Annotated in this window: 15 protein-coding genes; 9 read left to right on the forward strand and 6 right to left on the reverse strand. The window is 47.4% G+C overall.

Annotation, left to right across the window (positions count from 1 at the left end):
- Nucleotides 1-151 precede the first annotated feature (151 nt).
- The 3 genes from FTU50_RS08365 to FTU50_RS08375 form a co-directional block, all read right to left on the reverse strand.
- On the reverse strand, nt 152-1,792 hold the full coding sequence (locus FTU50_RS08365; RefSeq protein ID WP_168405500.1) for an AMP-binding protein: 1,641 nt from the start codon (nt 1,790-1,792) through the stop codon (nt 152-154).
- A 298-nt stretch (nt 1,793-2,090) separates the two neighbouring features.
- Complete coding sequence (locus FTU50_RS08370; protein ID WP_104470433.1) at nt 2,091-3,227, reverse strand: acyl-CoA dehydrogenase family protein; 1,137 nt, start codon at nt 3,225-3,227, stop codon at nt 2,091-2,093.
- 178 nt (nt 3,228-3,405) lie between these two features.
- On the reverse strand, nt 3,406-4,176 hold the full coding sequence (locus tag FTU50_RS08375) for a 3-hydroxyacyl-CoA dehydrogenase (protein ID WP_005178702.1): 771 nt from the start codon (nt 4,174-4,176) through the stop codon (nt 3,406-3,408).
- Between the two features lie 159 nt (nt 4,177-4,335).
- Here FTU50_RS08375 and FTU50_RS08380 point away from each other — a divergent pair, with 159 nt between their 5' ends.
- From FTU50_RS08380 to FTU50_RS08390, 3 genes are all read left to right on the forward strand, one after another.
- On the forward strand, nt 4,336-5,355 hold the full coding sequence (locus FTU50_RS08380) for an AraC family transcriptional regulator (protein WP_016659091.1): 1,020 nt from the start codon (nt 4,336-4,338) through the stop codon (nt 5,353-5,355).
- Nucleotides 5,356-5,578: 223 nt separating this feature from the next.
- A complete protein-coding gene (locus tag FTU50_RS08385; protein WP_005178707.1) occupies nt 5,579-5,929 on the forward strand; it encodes a hypothetical protein in 351 nt (116 codons plus the stop codon).
- A 149-nt stretch (nt 5,930-6,078) separates the two neighbouring features.
- Nucleotides 6,079-6,990, forward strand: coding sequence for a bestrophin family protein (locus tag FTU50_RS08390; protein ID WP_075166874.1), 912 nt, complete (start codon nt 6,079-6,081; stop codon nt 6,988-6,990).
- Here FTU50_RS08390 and prmC read toward each other — a convergent pair.
- Nucleotides 6,987-7,814 carry a peptide chain release factor N(5)-glutamine methyltransferase gene (prmC, locus tag FTU50_RS08395; RefSeq protein WP_160232423.1) on the reverse strand — a complete coding sequence of 276 codons (828 nt, stop codon included), beginning with the start codon at nt 7,812-7,814 and terminating at the stop codon, nt 6,987-6,989. The genes FTU50_RS08390 and prmC overlap by 4 nt on opposite strands.
- Nucleotides 7,814-8,902 (reverse strand): peptide chain release factor 1, encoded by a 1,089-nt coding sequence (prfA, locus tag FTU50_RS08400; protein WP_005178710.1) that lies wholly within the window; start codon nt 8,900-8,902, stop codon nt 7,814-7,816. The genes prmC and prfA overlap by 1 nt, the downstream gene beginning before the upstream one ends.
- A gap of 358 nt (nt 8,903-9,260) precedes the next feature.
- On the opposite strand from prfA, the gene FTU50_RS08405 reads away from it, so the two are divergent.
- The 4 genes from FTU50_RS08405 to FTU50_RS08420 all read left to right on the forward strand — a co-directional run bounded on the left by FTU50_RS08405 (nt 9,261) and on the right by FTU50_RS08420 (nt 12,345).
- Entirely contained in the window at nt 9,261-9,683 is a 423-nt protein-coding gene (locus tag FTU50_RS08405) for a glycine zipper domain-containing protein (RefSeq protein ID WP_005178713.1), read from the forward strand.
- A gap of 222 nt (nt 9,684-9,905) precedes the next feature.
- A complete protein-coding gene (locus tag FTU50_RS08410) occupies nt 9,906-10,409 on the forward strand; it encodes a glycine zipper domain-containing protein (protein WP_045794933.1) in 504 nt (167 codons plus the stop codon).
- 150 nt (nt 10,410-10,559) lie between these two features.
- A complete protein-coding gene (locus FTU50_RS08415) occupies nt 10,560-11,555 on the forward strand; it encodes an LLM class flavin-dependent oxidoreductase (protein WP_075166876.1) in 996 nt (331 codons plus the stop codon).
- A 220-nt stretch (nt 11,556-11,775) separates the two neighbouring features.
- Nucleotides 11,776-12,345: a hypothetical protein gene (locus tag FTU50_RS08420; protein ID WP_005178717.1), complete on the forward strand. Its 570-nt coding sequence runs from the start codon at nt 11,776-11,778 to the stop codon at nt 12,343-12,345.
- 183 nt (nt 12,346-12,528) lie between these two features.
- On the opposite strand, the gene FTU50_RS08425 is transcribed toward FTU50_RS08420, so the two are convergent.
- Nucleotides 12,529-13,365 carry a pyruvate, water dikinase regulatory protein gene (locus tag FTU50_RS08425; protein WP_005178719.1) on the reverse strand — a complete coding sequence of 279 codons (837 nt, stop codon included), beginning with the start codon at nt 13,363-13,365 and terminating at the stop codon, nt 12,529-12,531.
- Between the two features lie 155 nt (nt 13,366-13,520).
- Here FTU50_RS08425 and ppsA point away from each other — a divergent pair, with 155 nt between their 5' ends.
- Together ppsA and FTU50_RS08435 are read left to right on the forward strand one after the other, a co-directional pair.
- On the forward strand, nt 13,521-15,899 hold the full coding sequence (gene ppsA / locus FTU50_RS08430; RefSeq protein ID WP_005178721.1) for a phosphoenolpyruvate synthase: 2,379 nt from the start codon (nt 13,521-13,523) through the stop codon (nt 15,897-15,899).
- A 66-nt stretch (nt 15,900-15,965) separates the two neighbouring features.
- On the forward strand, nt 15,966-16,760 hold the full coding sequence (locus FTU50_RS08435) for an RDD family protein (RefSeq protein ID WP_180069660.1): 795 nt from the start codon (nt 15,966-15,968) through the stop codon (nt 16,758-16,760).
- Nucleotides 16,761-16,959 lie beyond the last annotated feature (199 nt).

Below are 16,959 nucleotides of genomic sequence, written 5' to 3' on the forward strand. Positions count from 1 at the left end.
AAAAAAGTCACGCTTTGACCTGTATTTTGCAGATTCTTGCGTGACTTTTTATAGATAAAAATAAAACTGATAAAAATCAATATCAAGAAACCAAATGTAATGACATACAAATTACATAAATTAAATAATTTTAATTGTCTTCTATCTCCTCTTAACTGACTTTTTCCAACAGTATCTGTTTATCAATTTCCTGCTGCTTAAGGATATTGCGTTGAATCTTGCCGCTGGAGGTTTTGGGTAAAGCCTCGACAAATTCAATCTCTTTCGGATAAGCATGTTTGGATAAACGTGAACGCACATAATGCTGTAGTTTTTGTTCCAGTGCCGGACTTGCAGCAAATTGTGCTTTTAGCACCACAAAGGCTTTAACGATTTCAGTACGCGCCGGGTCCGGTTTACCCACCACGGCTGATTCCAGCACTTCCTCACATTCCAGCAAGGTGCTTTCGACATCAAACGGTCCGACCCGATAGCCCGAAGTTGTAATGACATCGTCTGCACGCCCAATAAAATCAATTCCGCCCAGCTCATTTAAACGCACCGTATCACCGGTTAAATAGTACTGGCCCACAAAGGATTTACGGTTATGTCCGGCATAGCCTTTAAACCACATTAATGGAGATTGTGATTCATCCAGCGCCAGCGTGCCAATTTCACCCGCGGCAACTTCCTGATGCTGTGCATTTAATACCGCAAAACGATGTCCCGGAATGGCATAACCGGCCGAGCCCACTTTTTTGTGATGTTCCAGCGCATGATGATTGGCAATCACCATGCCCAGTTCAGTTTGTCCGTACTGATCGTAAACATTGACCTCGAGATCCTGTTTAAACCAGTGAATAACTTCTGGGGTTAGTGGCTCACCGGCACTGCTGACAACGCGCAAGGTTTTAGGTACACCGGCAAATTTTTCTTTAAAGCCAAAGAACATACGAAAGGCTGTTGGCGAACCGGCCAAATTGCTGACCTGATATTTTTGAATGACTTCCAGTGCATGATCGACACTAAATGGTCGTTCATCCATGATAATACTATGCCCCAGACTGAGCGGCCCGGTAATGCCATAATACAGCCCATAAGCCCAGCCCGGATCGGCCAGATTCCAGAACGAATCTTCAGCACGTAAATCCACCGCATGCTGCATATAACCTTTAAAGGCCAGCAAGGCTTTTAAAGGCACCGGTACCGATTTTGCCAGACCCGTAGTACCGGAAGTAAACATCATCAGGAAGTCATCATCAAAGCTGCGCAGTACCGGCTCAAAACTGGCAGAATGCTGATTCAGCTGCTGCCAGAAATCGGCATCACTTGTTCCAGCGGCTTCGGCACCGACGGTTAATATACCAATCTGTTGCAACGAACTGAGTTTGGCGCGCTGCTCGGTATGGGTCACAATAAAGCGGGTATTGGCAGCCTCCAGCCGGTGTTCAATCGCTTTCGATTCAAAGGCCGTAAATAGCGGCTGATAGACCGCGCCCATCCGCCAGGTGGCCAATACGGTAATCAGTAATTCCGGAGTACGTGGCAGCAGACCGGCAATACAGTCGCCTGCTTTTAAACCCATGGCCTGAAAATAATTGGCCAGCTTGCCCGAAGCCTCAGCCAGCTGATCAAAGCTCCAACGGGCTGATTCACCCTGCTTACCTTCCCAGATCAAAGCGGTGTGCTGCTGTCCGCAATATCGACCACAGCATTCGGTATAGGCATTCAGCGCCTGTGCCGTTCCCTGTAACTGGGTAGCAATCAGTTGTTCCAAATTAAAATCTTGATAGGCGTCTTGCAACGTTTTCATGGGGGCAACCTCTTATCCTTCGGGGCGATTGATCTGCAAAAACATCCGTATTGCAGGACGTGTTCCTTGTTGTTTTCATGCCATCGGGCTGATGGTCTGCAGTCCATCCGACTGCAGGGTTATTTCTTATACTGCTGTTTTTAGGTTGTGCCCATGCAAAGTGGTCTTCACATGGGAGATGGGTTAGATGATGAATAACATCTTATGCTTCAGTTCAGCATAAGGACGGCGCGACTGCAATTTCCATTGGCCTCAATCGTGATGCCGTGTTTGAACATATTGCTGTATCAACGCCGGTTTAAGGCTGGGTCACAGCCCGGGCAATCACCAAACGCTGAATATCCGAAGCACCTTCATAAATCTGGCTAACCCGGACATCGCGGTAAATCCGTTCCACCGGAAAGTCGGACACATAACCATAACCGCCATGAATCTGGATAGCATCGGAGCAGACGCGTTCTGCCATGGTCGAGGCAAACAGTTTGGCCATTGAGGCTTCTTTTAAACATGGCAAACCGGAATCTTTTAAGCTGGCTGCATGCAAGATCAGTTGACGCGCCGCTTCAATTTGCGTGGCCATATCGGCCAGACGGAAAGCCACGGCCTGATGTTGCACGATCTCGACCCCAAAGGCTTTACGTTCATTGGCATATTCCACAGCGGCATCTAGAGCGGCACGCGCCATCCCTACCGATTGTGCGGCAATTCCGATCCGGCCTGACTCCAGATTGGACAAGGCAATTTTATAGCCTTCGCCTTCCTGACCCAGCAGATGATCAGCCGGAATACGGCATTGATCCAGTACAATGGTGGCCGTATCGGAACAATGCTGCCCCATTTTGTCTTCTAAGCGCGACACGATATATCCGGGGTTCTCGGTCGGGACCAAAAAGCAGGAAATGCCTTTTTTGCCGGCAGATTTATCGGTCACGGCAAAGACTAAAGCCAGCTGGGCGTGTTTACCGGTGGTAATAAACTGCTTGGTGCCATTTAATATCCAGCTGTCACCATCACGTTCAGCCTTACATTCGATGGCACTGGCATCGGAACCGACTTGCGGTTCGGTCAGGCAAAAACAGCCTAACCATTCACCGGTCGCCAGTTTGGTCAGATAATGCTGTTTTTGCGCTTCAGTGCCATAGCGCTGGATGATGCCGCACGGCAAGGAGTTTTGCACACTCACAATCGTCGAAATCGCACCATCTCCTGCGGCAATTTCCTCTAAAGCCAGCACCAGCGAAATATAGTCCAGACCGGCACCGCCCCACTGTTCCGATACGGTCATGCCCAGTGCACCTAAAGCGCCCAGCTCTTTCAGTTCCTGTGCCGGAAACTGTGCGGTTTTATCGCGTTCGGCCGCGGTCGGTTTCAATTTCTCCTGCGCATAGCTACGCATCATGTCCTGAACCATTTTTTGTTGTTCATTTAAAATCATTGCTTTCTCGTTCTCATTACGTTGGATTCGGCTGAAGTACGCTGGCTGATCTAAAAACTTGGGGGATGGTCTAGCTGCAGCATCAGCACGACAACCAGACCAGATGGGTTTATCTTATTTTTATTTACTTAGGCTATTTATTTAACCCAGCAAAGGGCTGCTTTTTTAAGCATTGTACTTATTTAGGCTGCATCCGGATCGCACCATCCAGACGAATCACCTCACCATTCAAATAGCCATTTTCAAAAATCTGTCCTACCAACTGGGCAAATTCATGTGGCTTAGCCAGACGCGGTGGATATGGCACCATCTGTCCTAAGGCATCCTGCACATGCTGTGGAAAGGCTTTCAGCATTGGTGTTTCCATAATCCCCGGTGCAATGGTCATCACGCGGATCGATTCACGGGCCAGTTCACGCGCTAGCGGCAAGGTCATCGCCACAATCGCACCTTTGGACGCAGAATAGGCCGCCTGACCAATCTGTCCTTCATACGCCGCCACTGAAGCGGTATTGACAATTACACCGCGCTCTTCTTCACCAGCTTGCAGTTGATATTTGGCCATCAGCTGCGCAGCAAAACGAATCATGTTAAAGCTGCCACTGACATTAATGTCCAGCACTTTCTGGAACATGCTTAAGCTATGTAAGCCTTCTTTGCCCAGCACTTTGGCTGAAGGTGCGATGCCGGCACAGTTGACCAGACCATTTAACTGGCCATAGTGCTGCTCAATCTCGGCAAAGAATTGCTCTACCGCGGCTTCATCGGTCACATCCAGCGCCTTAAACTGGGCTTTTTCACCCAATTGCTGTGCCATTTGCGTACCCAGCTCCTGATTCATATCGACCAGAATGACATTGGCCCCCTGCTCCACCAGATACTGTGCAGTAGCAGCGCCCAAACCAGATGCACCACCGGTAACCACACATACTTTTCCTTGAATCTTCATTTTATTTTCCCAAATAGTTTTGTTATCAATGACACATACTCGACTTAAGATGCAGAGTAATCAGACTCCAGCTTGAGTACAATTTCCAAATACAGCATCCTGCATGATGCCTTTGAACAATAGCATTTTTAACATAATTTTAAATTGAATAGACACGCGATGACGCCATCCCATTTGCATTATAGTAAAGGCACCATTTCTATTGCACTGGTGCATGAAGCACTGCAAGCCGCCCAGCAGCAAGGGGTGGAAATTCACTCCATTCTGACCCGGGCCGGTATTCCGCTGGAGCTGATGCATTCGGCCAAAGCGCGGGTGTCGGTGCTGCAATATGGGCAGCTGTGGATTGCCCTGGCCGATGCCATGAATGATGAGTTTTTTGGTATGGACAGCCATCCGCTGCGCCGTGGCAGTTATCGTTTATTGTCCAAATGGGTCTACTCTGCCGATACCATTGAAACCGCACTGAAAGAGATTCTAAAGTTTTTCAACCTGATTCTGGATGATCTGCGCGGGGAACTGCAGCTCAACAAAGATGCTGCTGTGCTGACCCTTCATGATCGGGCGCAGCCCAAAGCCATGTTCAGTTATGCGACTTATTTAATGCTGGTGCATAGCCTGATCTGCTGGCTCAGTGGACAGCGCATTGCCATTCAAAAAATCGAACTAAAATGCCCGGCTCCAAGCGATGATGCAGATTATCGGGTGCGCTTTTGTGAAAACATTCGCTATGAACAACCCGACAACCGAATCTATTTTGATGCGCAGGCTTTGGGTCTAAAAATCAAGCAGGATGAGCGCAGCTGGAAACGCTTTTTACAGCAAACCCCGTATAACCTGCTGGTGCGTTTTAAAAATCCGCATGCGTTAAGCACGATGATTCGCAAACAACTGATGCAGCGTCCGCCAAGTGAATGGCTGGAACTGCATGAACTGACCCGACAACTGAATATGTCAGGCGCCACTTTTCAGCGCCGTTTAAAACAGGAAGGTACCAGCTATCAGCAACTGAAAAATGAAATCCGCCGCGATACCGCGATTGAACTGCTCTCGAAAACCGAGCTATCGCTACAAGATATTAGTGAACGGCTGAATTTTCATGATCCAAGTGCCTTTCACCGAGCCTTTAAAAAGTGGACTGGCTTAAATCCGGGGGCCTACCGGCAGAATCAAAGCTAGCCGTTATTTATGCTGATATTTTTAACTCAGAACTTTTAAATATAAGTTGCAATATGAAGCACTTGGCATTTCAAGTGCAGTATTTGAACCGGTCATTCATCGTAACAGCATTGCCAATCACACCAAAATAGATTAATTTTCACTCAATTTATCGCATAGATTCTATGCAATTTTGGCTGTAATCCCTCCTCCTCCTTGTTGTACTCCATCTTTAGAGGTTCCCATGCTTAAGATGATTGATGTGCTTGCACAAAATCTGGTTCAAAATTTTAATCACGCACTTTCTACTCCTTCAGAGCAACTTGATGAATTGCTGAATCAAGGCATTCTCAACACCTCTGAAGATCAGTTACGTAATGCGATGGCGGCATTTTTTGATCGTGAAGATGCGCTAGAAGCGGCACAAGCCTTAGATATTCCTCAGGAAGATCTGCACGCCTTACAAGCAGGCTTAGCACTTAAAGATGAAAACCTGAGCGAAACGGCAAAAATTGTAGCGCTGTGTCTGGCTTTAGAAACCGATAGCCTGGCTCAAGTGGAAGTATCTGACTGTCTGCAAGATTATCCAATGTAAATCTTGAGCAGTTACCCAACGCTCTATTCAAGTGACGCTACGGCGTCACTTTTTTTGACTGGATTATACTGAATCATCCCAACGTATACGGCTTGCATTGCCTTGTCCGGCTATGGAACACTACGGCTGAGCATCCGGGCAGAAGCACTATGATTATTCGGGATAAAAGCAACAGTTTCGCATTACTTTTTGCATGGTCAGGCACCATCTTGCCTAAGGTCATGCCGGCCTTAATGATGGTGGTGTTCATTTCCACCGTGCTGGTCTATCTGTCCTCGCATCATTATGTACAGGCGCCGGCTGTGCCCGCGATTGGCTTTACCATTTTCGGGATTATCCTGTCGATTTTCCTCAGTTTCAGAAATACCGCCAGTTATGAACGCTGGTGGGAAGGCCGTAAATTATGGGGGCAGCTGATTGCCACCTCACGCCATCTTGCCCGAGATTCCTATGTGTTGCCGCCCGCCGAACGTCAGGTGCTGATGTATCGGGTAATGCTGTTTAGCAATTTACTGAAAAATCGGCTGCGAACGCAAAACGAGCCAATTGATTTTTATCATAACAAGGTCAATTTAAGCCCGGCCGATTATCAGGCGCTGTTTGGACATATTAATGCCGCCCAGTTTATTCTGGAACAGATTCAAAAAGATCTGGTCAAGGCCCTGCACAGCGGCGAACTGTCAGATATTGTCTATCATGGTCTAAACAAGCACATTATTGCCTTGGGGGATATTCAGGCTGGTTGTGACCGGATTCTGACCACACCATTGCCGTTTTCGTATTCGGTACTGCTACACCGTACTGTGTACTGTTTCTGCTTTATTCTGCCCTTTAGTTTAGAGGCGAATTTAGGTATCTGGACCCCCATTCTGGTGGGATTGATTGCCTATCTGTTTTTGGGCTTGGATGCCTTAAGCGAACAGCTGGAAGAGCCATTTGGCCTGCAAGACAATGACCTGCCACTGAGTGCCATGGTCCGGCTGATTGAACGGGAAATGCTGAGTGCCTTGGGTGAAGAATTACCTCCAGCCATTCAGGCAATTAAAGGCAACCTGACTTAAACGCCAAGTTGCCCGATGGTCACCCGATCATTGCCGCCATAATCCTGAATGGTGCGTACCGCAACAAAACCGGCGTCGTTAAAGATATTTTGCACAGCCGCTGCCTGATCATAACCATGCTCTACAGCAATCCAGCCTTGCGGTTTTAACCAGTGCTTGCCTTGCTGAATAATAATCTCAAGATCAGATAAGCCCTGCTTGGCCGCCACTAAGGCCCGTTCAGGTTCGGTGGCCAAATCTTTCATATGTACATCATCAGCCGCAATATACGGTGGATTCGACACAATCAGATCAAACCTCGGCTCGGCAGAAACGCCTAAAGCAGCAAACCAGGCGCCCAGCTTAAACTCTACCCGCTCCAAGTTATGCGTCTGCGCATTTTCTTTGGCAACCGCCAGAGTCGGCGGATAGATATCGGTTGCAGTCACCTGCCAATCCGGACGTTCCGATGCCAAAGCCAAGGCAATCGCACCGGTGCCGGTACCCAAGTCGATAATCGCCGCCTGTGCCGGTAAATCCAGCTGCAAACAGCTTTCTACCAGCACTTCGGTATCTGGTCGTGGCACCAAGGTATCTGGCGTAACTTTTAAATCCAGTGTCCAGAACGGCTGTGAACCGGTGACATAGGCCAAGGGTTCACCTGCTTCAATCCGGGCAATACCCGCAAGATATTGCTGTTCCTGTTCTGGGCTTAATTCTCGATCGGCCTGATATTTCAGCGCCAAAGCCGATAAACCCAGAATATGCTCCAGTAGCCAGAGATTTTCCTGACGTTCGTAGCTGTCTGCTACGCCACGAATGGCCAGTGCATCGGCAATTTTCATTAGCCACCATTTTGCTGGGCAAGTAACGCCAGCTGATCGGCCTGATATTCACGGTGCAGGCTGTCCAGCAATTCGGTTAAATCACCTTCCATCACTGCATCTAACTTATATAAAGTTAAGTTAATACGATGATCGGTCATCCGCCCTTGCGGATAGTTATAGGTGCGAATACGCTCGGAACGGTCGCCGGAACCGACCAGGTCACGACGCATTTCCGAAGTGGCGGCATCTGCTGCGGCACGTTTGGCATTTTCCAGACGCGAGGCCAATAAGGCCATGGCTTTGGCTTTGTTCTTGTGCTGCGAACGCTCTTCCTGACATTCCACCACCGTGCCGGTTGGAATATGGGTAATACGCACCGCAGAGTCAGTTTTGTTGACGTGCTGACCACCGGCACCCGATGCGCGGTAGGTATCAATACGTAAATCTGCCGGGTTAATATCCACCGTGGTATCGACATCAATTTCAGGCAAAATAGCCACGGTACAGGCGGACGTATGTACACGGCCTTGCGATTCAGTTGCCGGAACACGCTGGACACGATGTGCGCCACTTTCAAATTTCAGGCGGCCATAGACTCCGTCACCATTAACCAGACAGATGACTTCTTTATAACCGCCGTGTTCGCCTTCGTTTTCTGACAGCACTTCAATACGCCAGCCTTGAGATTCGGCATATTTGCTGTACATGCGGAATAAATCGCCGGAGAAAATTGCCGCTTCATCACCACCGGTGCCGGCACGAATTTCCAGATAGGCCGAGTTGGCATCATTCGGATCTTTAGGAATCATCAGGATGTTTAAATCCGCTTCCAGCTGTTCAATCAGCGCCTTGTTTTCCTTGATCTCTTCCTGCGCCATCTCTTTAAAGTCAGGATCGGACAGCATTGCTTCAGCCGTTTCAATATCGGCTTCGGCCTGGGTATATTTGCCCCAGACTTCGGTAATTTCGCTCAGGTCATTGTGTTCGCGCGACAGCTGGCGAAAGCGTTTGTTATCGGAAATGACTTCAGCATCGGCCAAGAGTGCCGTTAATTCTTCGTGACGGTCAGAAAGTTGATCTAATCGTAAACGTAACGATTCTTTCATTGTGCAAATTATCTCAATATACAGGCTGTCGCCCTAATTCAATAAGGCCAGCGAAATCAAAAAATTGCCATAGTTTAACGATTCTGGCCGGCAAATAACATCTTTATTCGTAGCAGAAACTGCGCGGTTGATGGCCAAATCCGGCAAATACGCTACAGAGTACAAGAGATGCATCCAGCCTCTTTCAATTTAAAGTCTGGGCTGCCGATAAAATCGACAGTTTTAATACAACTTATACAAAGCCGAAACCAAAGCACTGAATTATGAAGGTGCCTCTCCATATTTGCAGGGAATCCTTTTGTTACATTTACTGCCATCAAATGACATTAAAAAGTCCGCTCTTGGACATGGAGTGAATATGAAACTCAATGCTGTTTTATTAAGTGCAACGCTTGCTGCCACTTCTTTCATGACGGTGAATGCACATGCTGACAATGCGACCCGTGTAGCTGCAGCCAGTGCCTTAGGTAGTGTCGCAGGTACAGCCTTAGGTAAAAACATGGGCGGTACCACGGGTGCAACCATTGGTGCGGCTTTAGGTGGTGCAGGTGGCGCAGCTGTAGCCAGTAACAAACGCCATCGTACTGAATCTGCCATTGGCGGTGCCTTAGGTGGCGGTGCGGGTTATACCGTGGGTCAGAACATGGGCGGTACTAACGGTGGTTATATTGGTGCAGCGCTCGGTGCAGCCGGTGGTGCAGCGCTGGGTAACAAGATTTCCAAAGATAAAGAATACGACCGTTACCAGGAACGTAAATGGAAGAAAAAACGTCGTCGTTAATTCTCCCCTTGTAAAAAAGCATCTTCAGGATGCTTTTTTTACGCCTGGGATTTCATTTTTTCAGTAGATGGATGAGGAGGCAATTATGAAGAGATTCGACAGAAAAATTACACAGCGTTGACCAAAATTAGCATTTTGACACCTGTGCCCTCCACGATCTTTTCTCAAAGTTTTTCTACATTAAAGTCAAGACAAATTGAATGTGCTCTTTGGAGTGTAACCATGAAGATCAACAAAATTTTATTGAGTACAGTACTGGCCAGCTCAGCGCTTATGATGGGTACAGCACACGCCGACAACAACACCCGTGTCGCAGTAGGTTCCGCTTTAGGTGGTGTGGTCGGTGCAGCCATTGGCCAGCAAATGGGCGGCTCAACCGGTGCGTTAATTGGTTCTGCCTTGGGTGGTGCCGGTGGTGCAGCAGTCTCTGCCGATAAACGTGACCGCAATGGTGCAGCCATTGGTGCCGCTTTAGGTAGCGCTGGTGGTTATAGTGTCGGTAAAAACATGGCCGGCAGCAATGGTGGTTATATTGGCGCAGCCTTAGGTGGTGGTGCCGGTGCAGTATTAGGCACCAAAGTCAGCGAAGATCGCCGTTATGATGACCGTTATGACCGTCGCTACGACAGCCGTGGCTACCGTTACAACGACTATCGTTATAATGACCGTTACCGCGGTGATAATGGCCTGCATCTGGGTCATTATAAAAACGGGAAACGCCGTTAATTTCAAAGTTCAAAATCTGAACCTATCACAAGCACCTTCGGGTGCTTGTGTTGTTTTACACGATGAAACCTTATATCGAAAAAAAACGATATACAAACATCGGGACACAACGTATGCTGTGAGCCATAGATATGTGAATAGAGAACGCCAATGCGCAGTTTAAAAGACACACAATTTTCCATTCTGGAACTGGCACCGGTTCGTGACGATAAAACCATTCAATTTTCCCTGCATCATGCGCTAGAGCTGGCGCAACGGGCAGAAAAACTGGGCTATGCCCGCTTCTGGCTGGCTGAACATCATAATATGGACGGCATTGCCAGCTCGGCCACAGCGGTGCTGCTCGGCTACATTCTGGCCAACACCCAGACTTTAAAAGTCGGCTCTGGTGGGATTATGTTGCCCAACCACGCCCCTTTAGTGGTGGCAGAACAGTTCGGTACGCTGGCCACACTCTATCCAGACCGGATTGAGCTGGGTCTCGGTCGTGCGCCCGGCACCGATCAGACCACCATGCGTGCCTTGCGTCGTGGCCGTCAGGAAACTGAAGACCAGTTCCCGCAAGATGTGCTGGAAATTCTGCACTATTTCAAAGAACCTGAACCGCAGCAACGCATTGTAGCGACACCAGGACAAGGCACCCATGTTCCGGTCTGGTTACTCGGTTCCAGCCTGTTTAGTGCCCAGCTGGCGGCCCGACTGGGTCTGCCCTACTCGTTTGCCTCACACTTTGCGCCGCGGATGCTCGGTCAGGCCATTCAACTGTATCGGGATAACTTCCAGCCGTCTGAATATCTAGAGCGGCCTTATGTGTCGATGGGCGTGCCAACGGTCGTGGCGGCCACCGATGAAGAAGCGCAGTTTTTGGCCACCAGTGCCTATCAACGGGTCTTAGGTTTAATGCGTGGTCAGAGCCTGAAACTAAAAGCGCCAGTCGCCAGCATGGACGGTTTATGGTCACCGGCTGAAAAAATGTCAGTCGATAACTTCTATGCCATGGGTCAAATTGGCTCACCAGCGACTGTCAAAGCCGGCTTAGAACAGTTGTTGAGCCGTTATGAAGTCGATGAGTTTATCTTTACCTGTGATGTCTATGACACTGAAAAACGTCTGCAAAACTTTGACTACCTGATGCAGCTCAAATAAGTTTCATCGAGCTGTAATGGAGCCTGTAAACCGTGTGGATTTACAGGCTTTTTTTATTGTGACGGTGAATCTATTCTCGCCCCATCCTGCACTGATATTTTCGTCACCGTGACCGAAATGACTGGCCAGATAGTTAAAGCGCTTTACCTTCCAGCAAGAGCTGACTAAAAATAGAGTAAAACATCTAAATTGATAAAACCAAGAATGAAAGGATGCCCTCATGGTCGTTAAACAGCAGGATACCGGCAAAAGCGTATTTGAAAATTGTGCAGCAGACTTTCATGCCTTTCAGGGGCTTTGCATTAGTGCCAAAGACAGCAAACAGCATGACTTCAGTCAACGCAGCGTGGCGATTATTGGTGCCAATCAGGACAGTGTCTCGCAGCTAGACAAAATTGCCCAGGTCGCCAGTCAGGTTAAAGTCTTTCAGATTGAACCGCATTTTGTATTACCGAGTACCGAACGCGGTATCCATCGTTTAATCAGCCATCCGCTGGTATTTAAAAACCGCCGGCTGTTTAACAACCGGGTCAAGAATATTCTGGCCTTGCGCTTTTTAGATGCGCAGGTGGTAGATACCTGGCTAAAACGTCAGCTAACCCCGAATATTGCCGATACCCAGCACGCCTATTTTAAATCGGACAGTTATTATGCTGCGCTGCAACGCGACAACTGCCAGTTAATTACCTGGCCCATTGCCCGAATTGCAGAACACAGTATTTATACCATTGATGGCAGTGAATATAAGGTCGATGTGATTATTACCACCCACCGCAATCCGGAAAAGTAAATACAGGTACAAGTAAATTAAAAGAGCGGTAAATTAAGAGAAAAGTGTTATTAATTTTCAAGCCGATGAGAGCAATGGATGAAACAGGATTTTAGGCCGATTTTTTAGTTTTTTAATTTATTTTCAGTCCAATATCCACTGGAATACTGCAGCCTGCAGTATTCCAGCTTTAACAACAATTACTTAACCAATACGACGTTTCAGACCGGTCATTTGCAGGACACGGGTGGAAATTTCTTCAATCGACATTTCAGACACGTTCAGGTATTTAATACCTTCAGAAATATAAATGCCTTCAATGGCGCGTAATTCCATCTGGCACTGGTTAAAGCTGGCATAACGGCTATTGGCTTTACGTTCGGTACGAATTGCCACCAGACGCTCGGCATCAATCATCAACCCGAATAATTTATGTTTGTGTGGACGCAGCACAGCTGGCAAACGGTTATCATCCAGATCTTCTTCGGTCAGTGGATAGTTGGCCACACGTATACCAAACTGTAATGACAAATAAATCGAGGTTGGGGTTTTACCAGAACGGGATACGCCAATGAGAATCAGATCAGCTTTGTCATAGTGACGGGTACGTGCGCCATCATCATTGTCCAAAGCAAAATGTACCGCATCAATACGTGCTTTATACGATTCTGAATCAGTTACAGCATGGGTCTGCCCCACCAGCGTGGTTGGCTGTGTGCCCAGCTCATCGGCCAGTTTGCTGATCAACCCCTCAAATACGTCCAGATTGACGGCATTGGCGGTGTTGATAATATCGCGCACATACGGATCGACCAACGTATCAAATACCAGTGGCGGCTGACCGTCTAATTCAGCACGTCGGTTAATTTCTGACACCACATCGGTGGCTGCTTCTTCCGAGCTGATATAGGGAATAATATGAATGTCAAAATCGACATTCGGAAACTGCGCTAAAAGGGAGTGTCCCAAGGTTTCGGCTGTAATTGCGGTTCCATCGGAAATAAAGAACACACTCCGCTTAATTTGTTTACCTTCGGACATTAAAATTCTCCTTAAACATTTGTCTTAGTGCTATATAATCTTTATAGTAAACTGATCTTACATGACTGTCGCTTAGTTAAATCAAAAAGCTAAGCATATTCAATATAATTTCATGCCAAGATAGTGATTAATACTGCAAAAGTGGAGTAATAACTTTGGAAGCGCGCGTAATTGGTCTAGAAAAATTAGGGAAACACGACGTTGAGCTCGTAGGTGGGAAAAACTCATCTCTGGGCGAAATGATCAGCCATTTGTCTAATGCTGGTGTCTCTGTACCAGGTGGCTTTGCGACAACAGCTCAAGCTTATCGTGAATTTCTCGAGCAAAGTGGCCTAAACGCTAAAATTCAAGCCGAGCTTAAAACGTTAAATGTAGATGACGTCAATGCTCTTGCTGAGACAGGCGCAAAAATCCGTCAATGGATTGTCGACACTCCGCTTACGGCAGAACTTGAAAAAGAAATCCGCGATGCTTTCGCAGAACTTTCTAACGGCAACCCTGACATCGCGGTTGCCGTTCGTTCATCTGCTACTGCAGAAGATTTGCCAGATGCTTCTTTCGCGGGTCAGCAGGAAACCTTCCTGAACATCCGTGGCATCGACAACGTCCTGATTGCCATTAAAGAAGTATTTGCCTCTTTGTACAACGACCGCGCAATTTCTTACCGTGTACACCAAAACTTTGACCATGATGTTGTTGCCCTGTCTGCTGGCGTACAACGCATGGTGCGCTCAGAAACAGGTGCCGCAGGTGTAATGTTCACCCTGGATACAGAATCTGGTTTCCGTGATGCAGTCTTTATTACGGCTTCTTACGGTCTGGGTGAAATGGTGGTACAAGGTGCGGTCAACCCGGACGAATTCTATATCTCTAAGCCACTGTTAAGAGCAGGTAAACACGCAGTTCTACGTCGTAACCTCGGTTCTAAACACCAGAAAATGATTTATGGTGAAGAAGGTGCGGCTGGTAAATCTGTGGTTGTGGTTGATGTTGAAAAAGCCGACCGTCAACAGTTCGCCTTAAACGATCACGAACTGCAAGAACTGGCAAAACAGGCGTTAATCATTGAAGAGCACTACGGTGCACCAATGGACATCGAATGGGCCAAAGATGGTGATGACGGTTTAATTTACATTGTTCAGGCGCGTCCGGAAACAGTGAAAAGTCGTCAAAACGTGGGCACCATGGAGCGTTACCTGCTGAAACAACGCGGCACTGTATTGTGTGAAGGCCGTTCAATTGGTCAGCGTATCGGGTCTGGTAAAGTTCGCATCGTAACCTCGATTAAAGAAATGGACAAAGTCCAAGACGGTGATGTACTGGTTTCTGACATGACCGACCCGGATTGGGAACCAGTGATGAAACGTGCCGCTGCCATTGTCACGAACCGTGGTGGTCGTACCTGTCACGCTGCGATTATTGCGCGTGAATTAGGTGTTCCTGCAATTGTGGGTTGTGGTAATGCCACTGAAGTCTTGACTGACGGTCAGGAAGTGACAGTATCTTGTGCTGAAGGTGATACCGGTTTCATTTACGAAGGTGCTTTAGATTTTGAAGTACAACGTAACTCAATCGAGTCGATGCCTGCCCTGCCGTTCAAGATCATGATGAACGTGGGTAACCCGGACCGTGCGTTTGACTTCGCGCAAATTCCAAACGAAGGCATTGGCCTGGCACGTCTTGAGTTCATCATTAACCGTATGATCGGTGTGCATCCAAAAGCATTACTGAATATTGACAGCTTGCCACGTGAAACACGTGCAGCCGTAATGGCACGTACTGCGGGTTATACTTCTCCAGTTGAATTCTATGTTGAAAAACTGGTGGAAGGTATTTCAACGCTGGCAGCCGCGTTTGCAGACAAGCCAGTCATCGTGCGTATGTCTGACTTCAAATCAAACGAATATGCCAACCTGATTGGCGGTAAGTTATACGAGCCGGAAGAAGAAAACCCAATGCTCGGCTTCCGTGGTGCAAGCCGCTATGTATCAGACAACTTCCGTGACTGCTTCGAGCTTGAATGTCGCGCACTGAAAAAAGTCCGTGATGAAATGGGCTTGACCAACGTACAGATCATGATTCCATTTGTACGTACTGTGGCTGAAGCGAAACGTGTGATGGAACTGCTGGCACAAAATGGCCTGAAACGTGGTGAAAACGGTCTGAAAGTGATCATGATGTGTGAATTACCAACCAACGCCCTGTTGGCTGAGCAATTCCTTGAACACTTCGACGGTTTCTCAATCGGTTCAAACGACTTGACCCAGTTAACCCTTGGTTTAGACCGTGACTCAGGTATTGTTTCTCACCTGTTTGATGAACGTGATGCAGCGGTAAAAGCTCTGCTGTCGATGGCGATTCATGCTTGCCGTAAAGCCGGTAAATATGTCGGCATCTGTGGTCAAGGTCCTTCTGACCACCCTGACCTGGCAAAATGGCTGATGGAACAAGGGATTGAATCTGTATCGCTGAACCCAGACTCAGTATTAGACACCTGGTTCTTCCTTGCTGAAGAAAAAGCTCAACAAGCTTAATAAAACATGTTAAAAAAGACCCATTCATTGGGTCTTTTTTATTTATAGATTTGAGATTTAAACTTTATGCAGATTTACTTGGCACGAAATAATCAACAAGCCGGTCCATATACCCTGGAGCAAGTGAACCAGATGCTTGCCAGCCAGCAAGTGTTACTGACAGATCTTGCATGGCATCAAGGGATGACAGAATGGAAAGCTTTAGGTGAGCTCACCCAAGGTAAACTTGTATATCAACCTGAAGGCTACGAGCCTGCGCCGGCCGCACCGGAAGCATCACCATTTCAGCAGCCGCAGAATACCACAGGCTATAACAATTCGAGCCTGAACCAGTCGCAAGCAAAAGCCGCTCAAACCGAACTGGCCTCTATCGGCACCCGTGCGCTGGCGAAAATTATTGACCTGTTGCTGTGGTTACCGGCCGCCGCCATTCCATCTTTCTTTTTAACGCAGGACCAGTTTGGTCAACTGTCTGAACTGCAACAAAAAATGCAGTCAGCCACCAGCTCTGATCAGGCCGTGCAACTACAGTCGGATCTGTTTCGCCTGATTCCTGCCGATGCCTGGCAAATGATGGCTATTTACCTGCTGATTATGCTCGGGATTCAGGCATTTCTACTGGCCAAAAGTGGACAGAGTATTGGTAAACGTTTAACCAAAATCAAGATTATCGATGCCGAAGACCATAGCAAAGTAGGCCTGACCCGCGTGTTCGCCCTGCGTACCCTGGTTTTCATTATTTTGAATCTATTATTCATGCCGTTTATTACAATTGCCGATTATATCTTCGCTTTGGGTGAAAAACGTCAGACCTTGCATGACAAACTGGCCAAAACCAAAGTCGTAAAGCAAGAAAAATAAAAGATCAAAAAAGGGATGAAATTTCATCCCTTTTTTATTCATTACATTGATATACAAATAAAAATATTTCGTAAAAAAGTTAATTCCGAGTGATAAAATCGGTTTTTATTACAGTCATTTAAAGCCGCTTTTTGAGTAGCTTAGTTTGTCGATATCAGGCATAATGCCCTACAACGTAGCGGTGTATCATGATTGACAA

The sequence above is a fragment of the Acinetobacter sp. YH12112 genome (assembly GCF_013418945.1).
In the GTDB taxonomy this organism is placed as follows: domain Bacteria; phylum Pseudomonadota; class Gammaproteobacteria; order Pseudomonadales; family Moraxellaceae; genus Acinetobacter; species Acinetobacter indicus.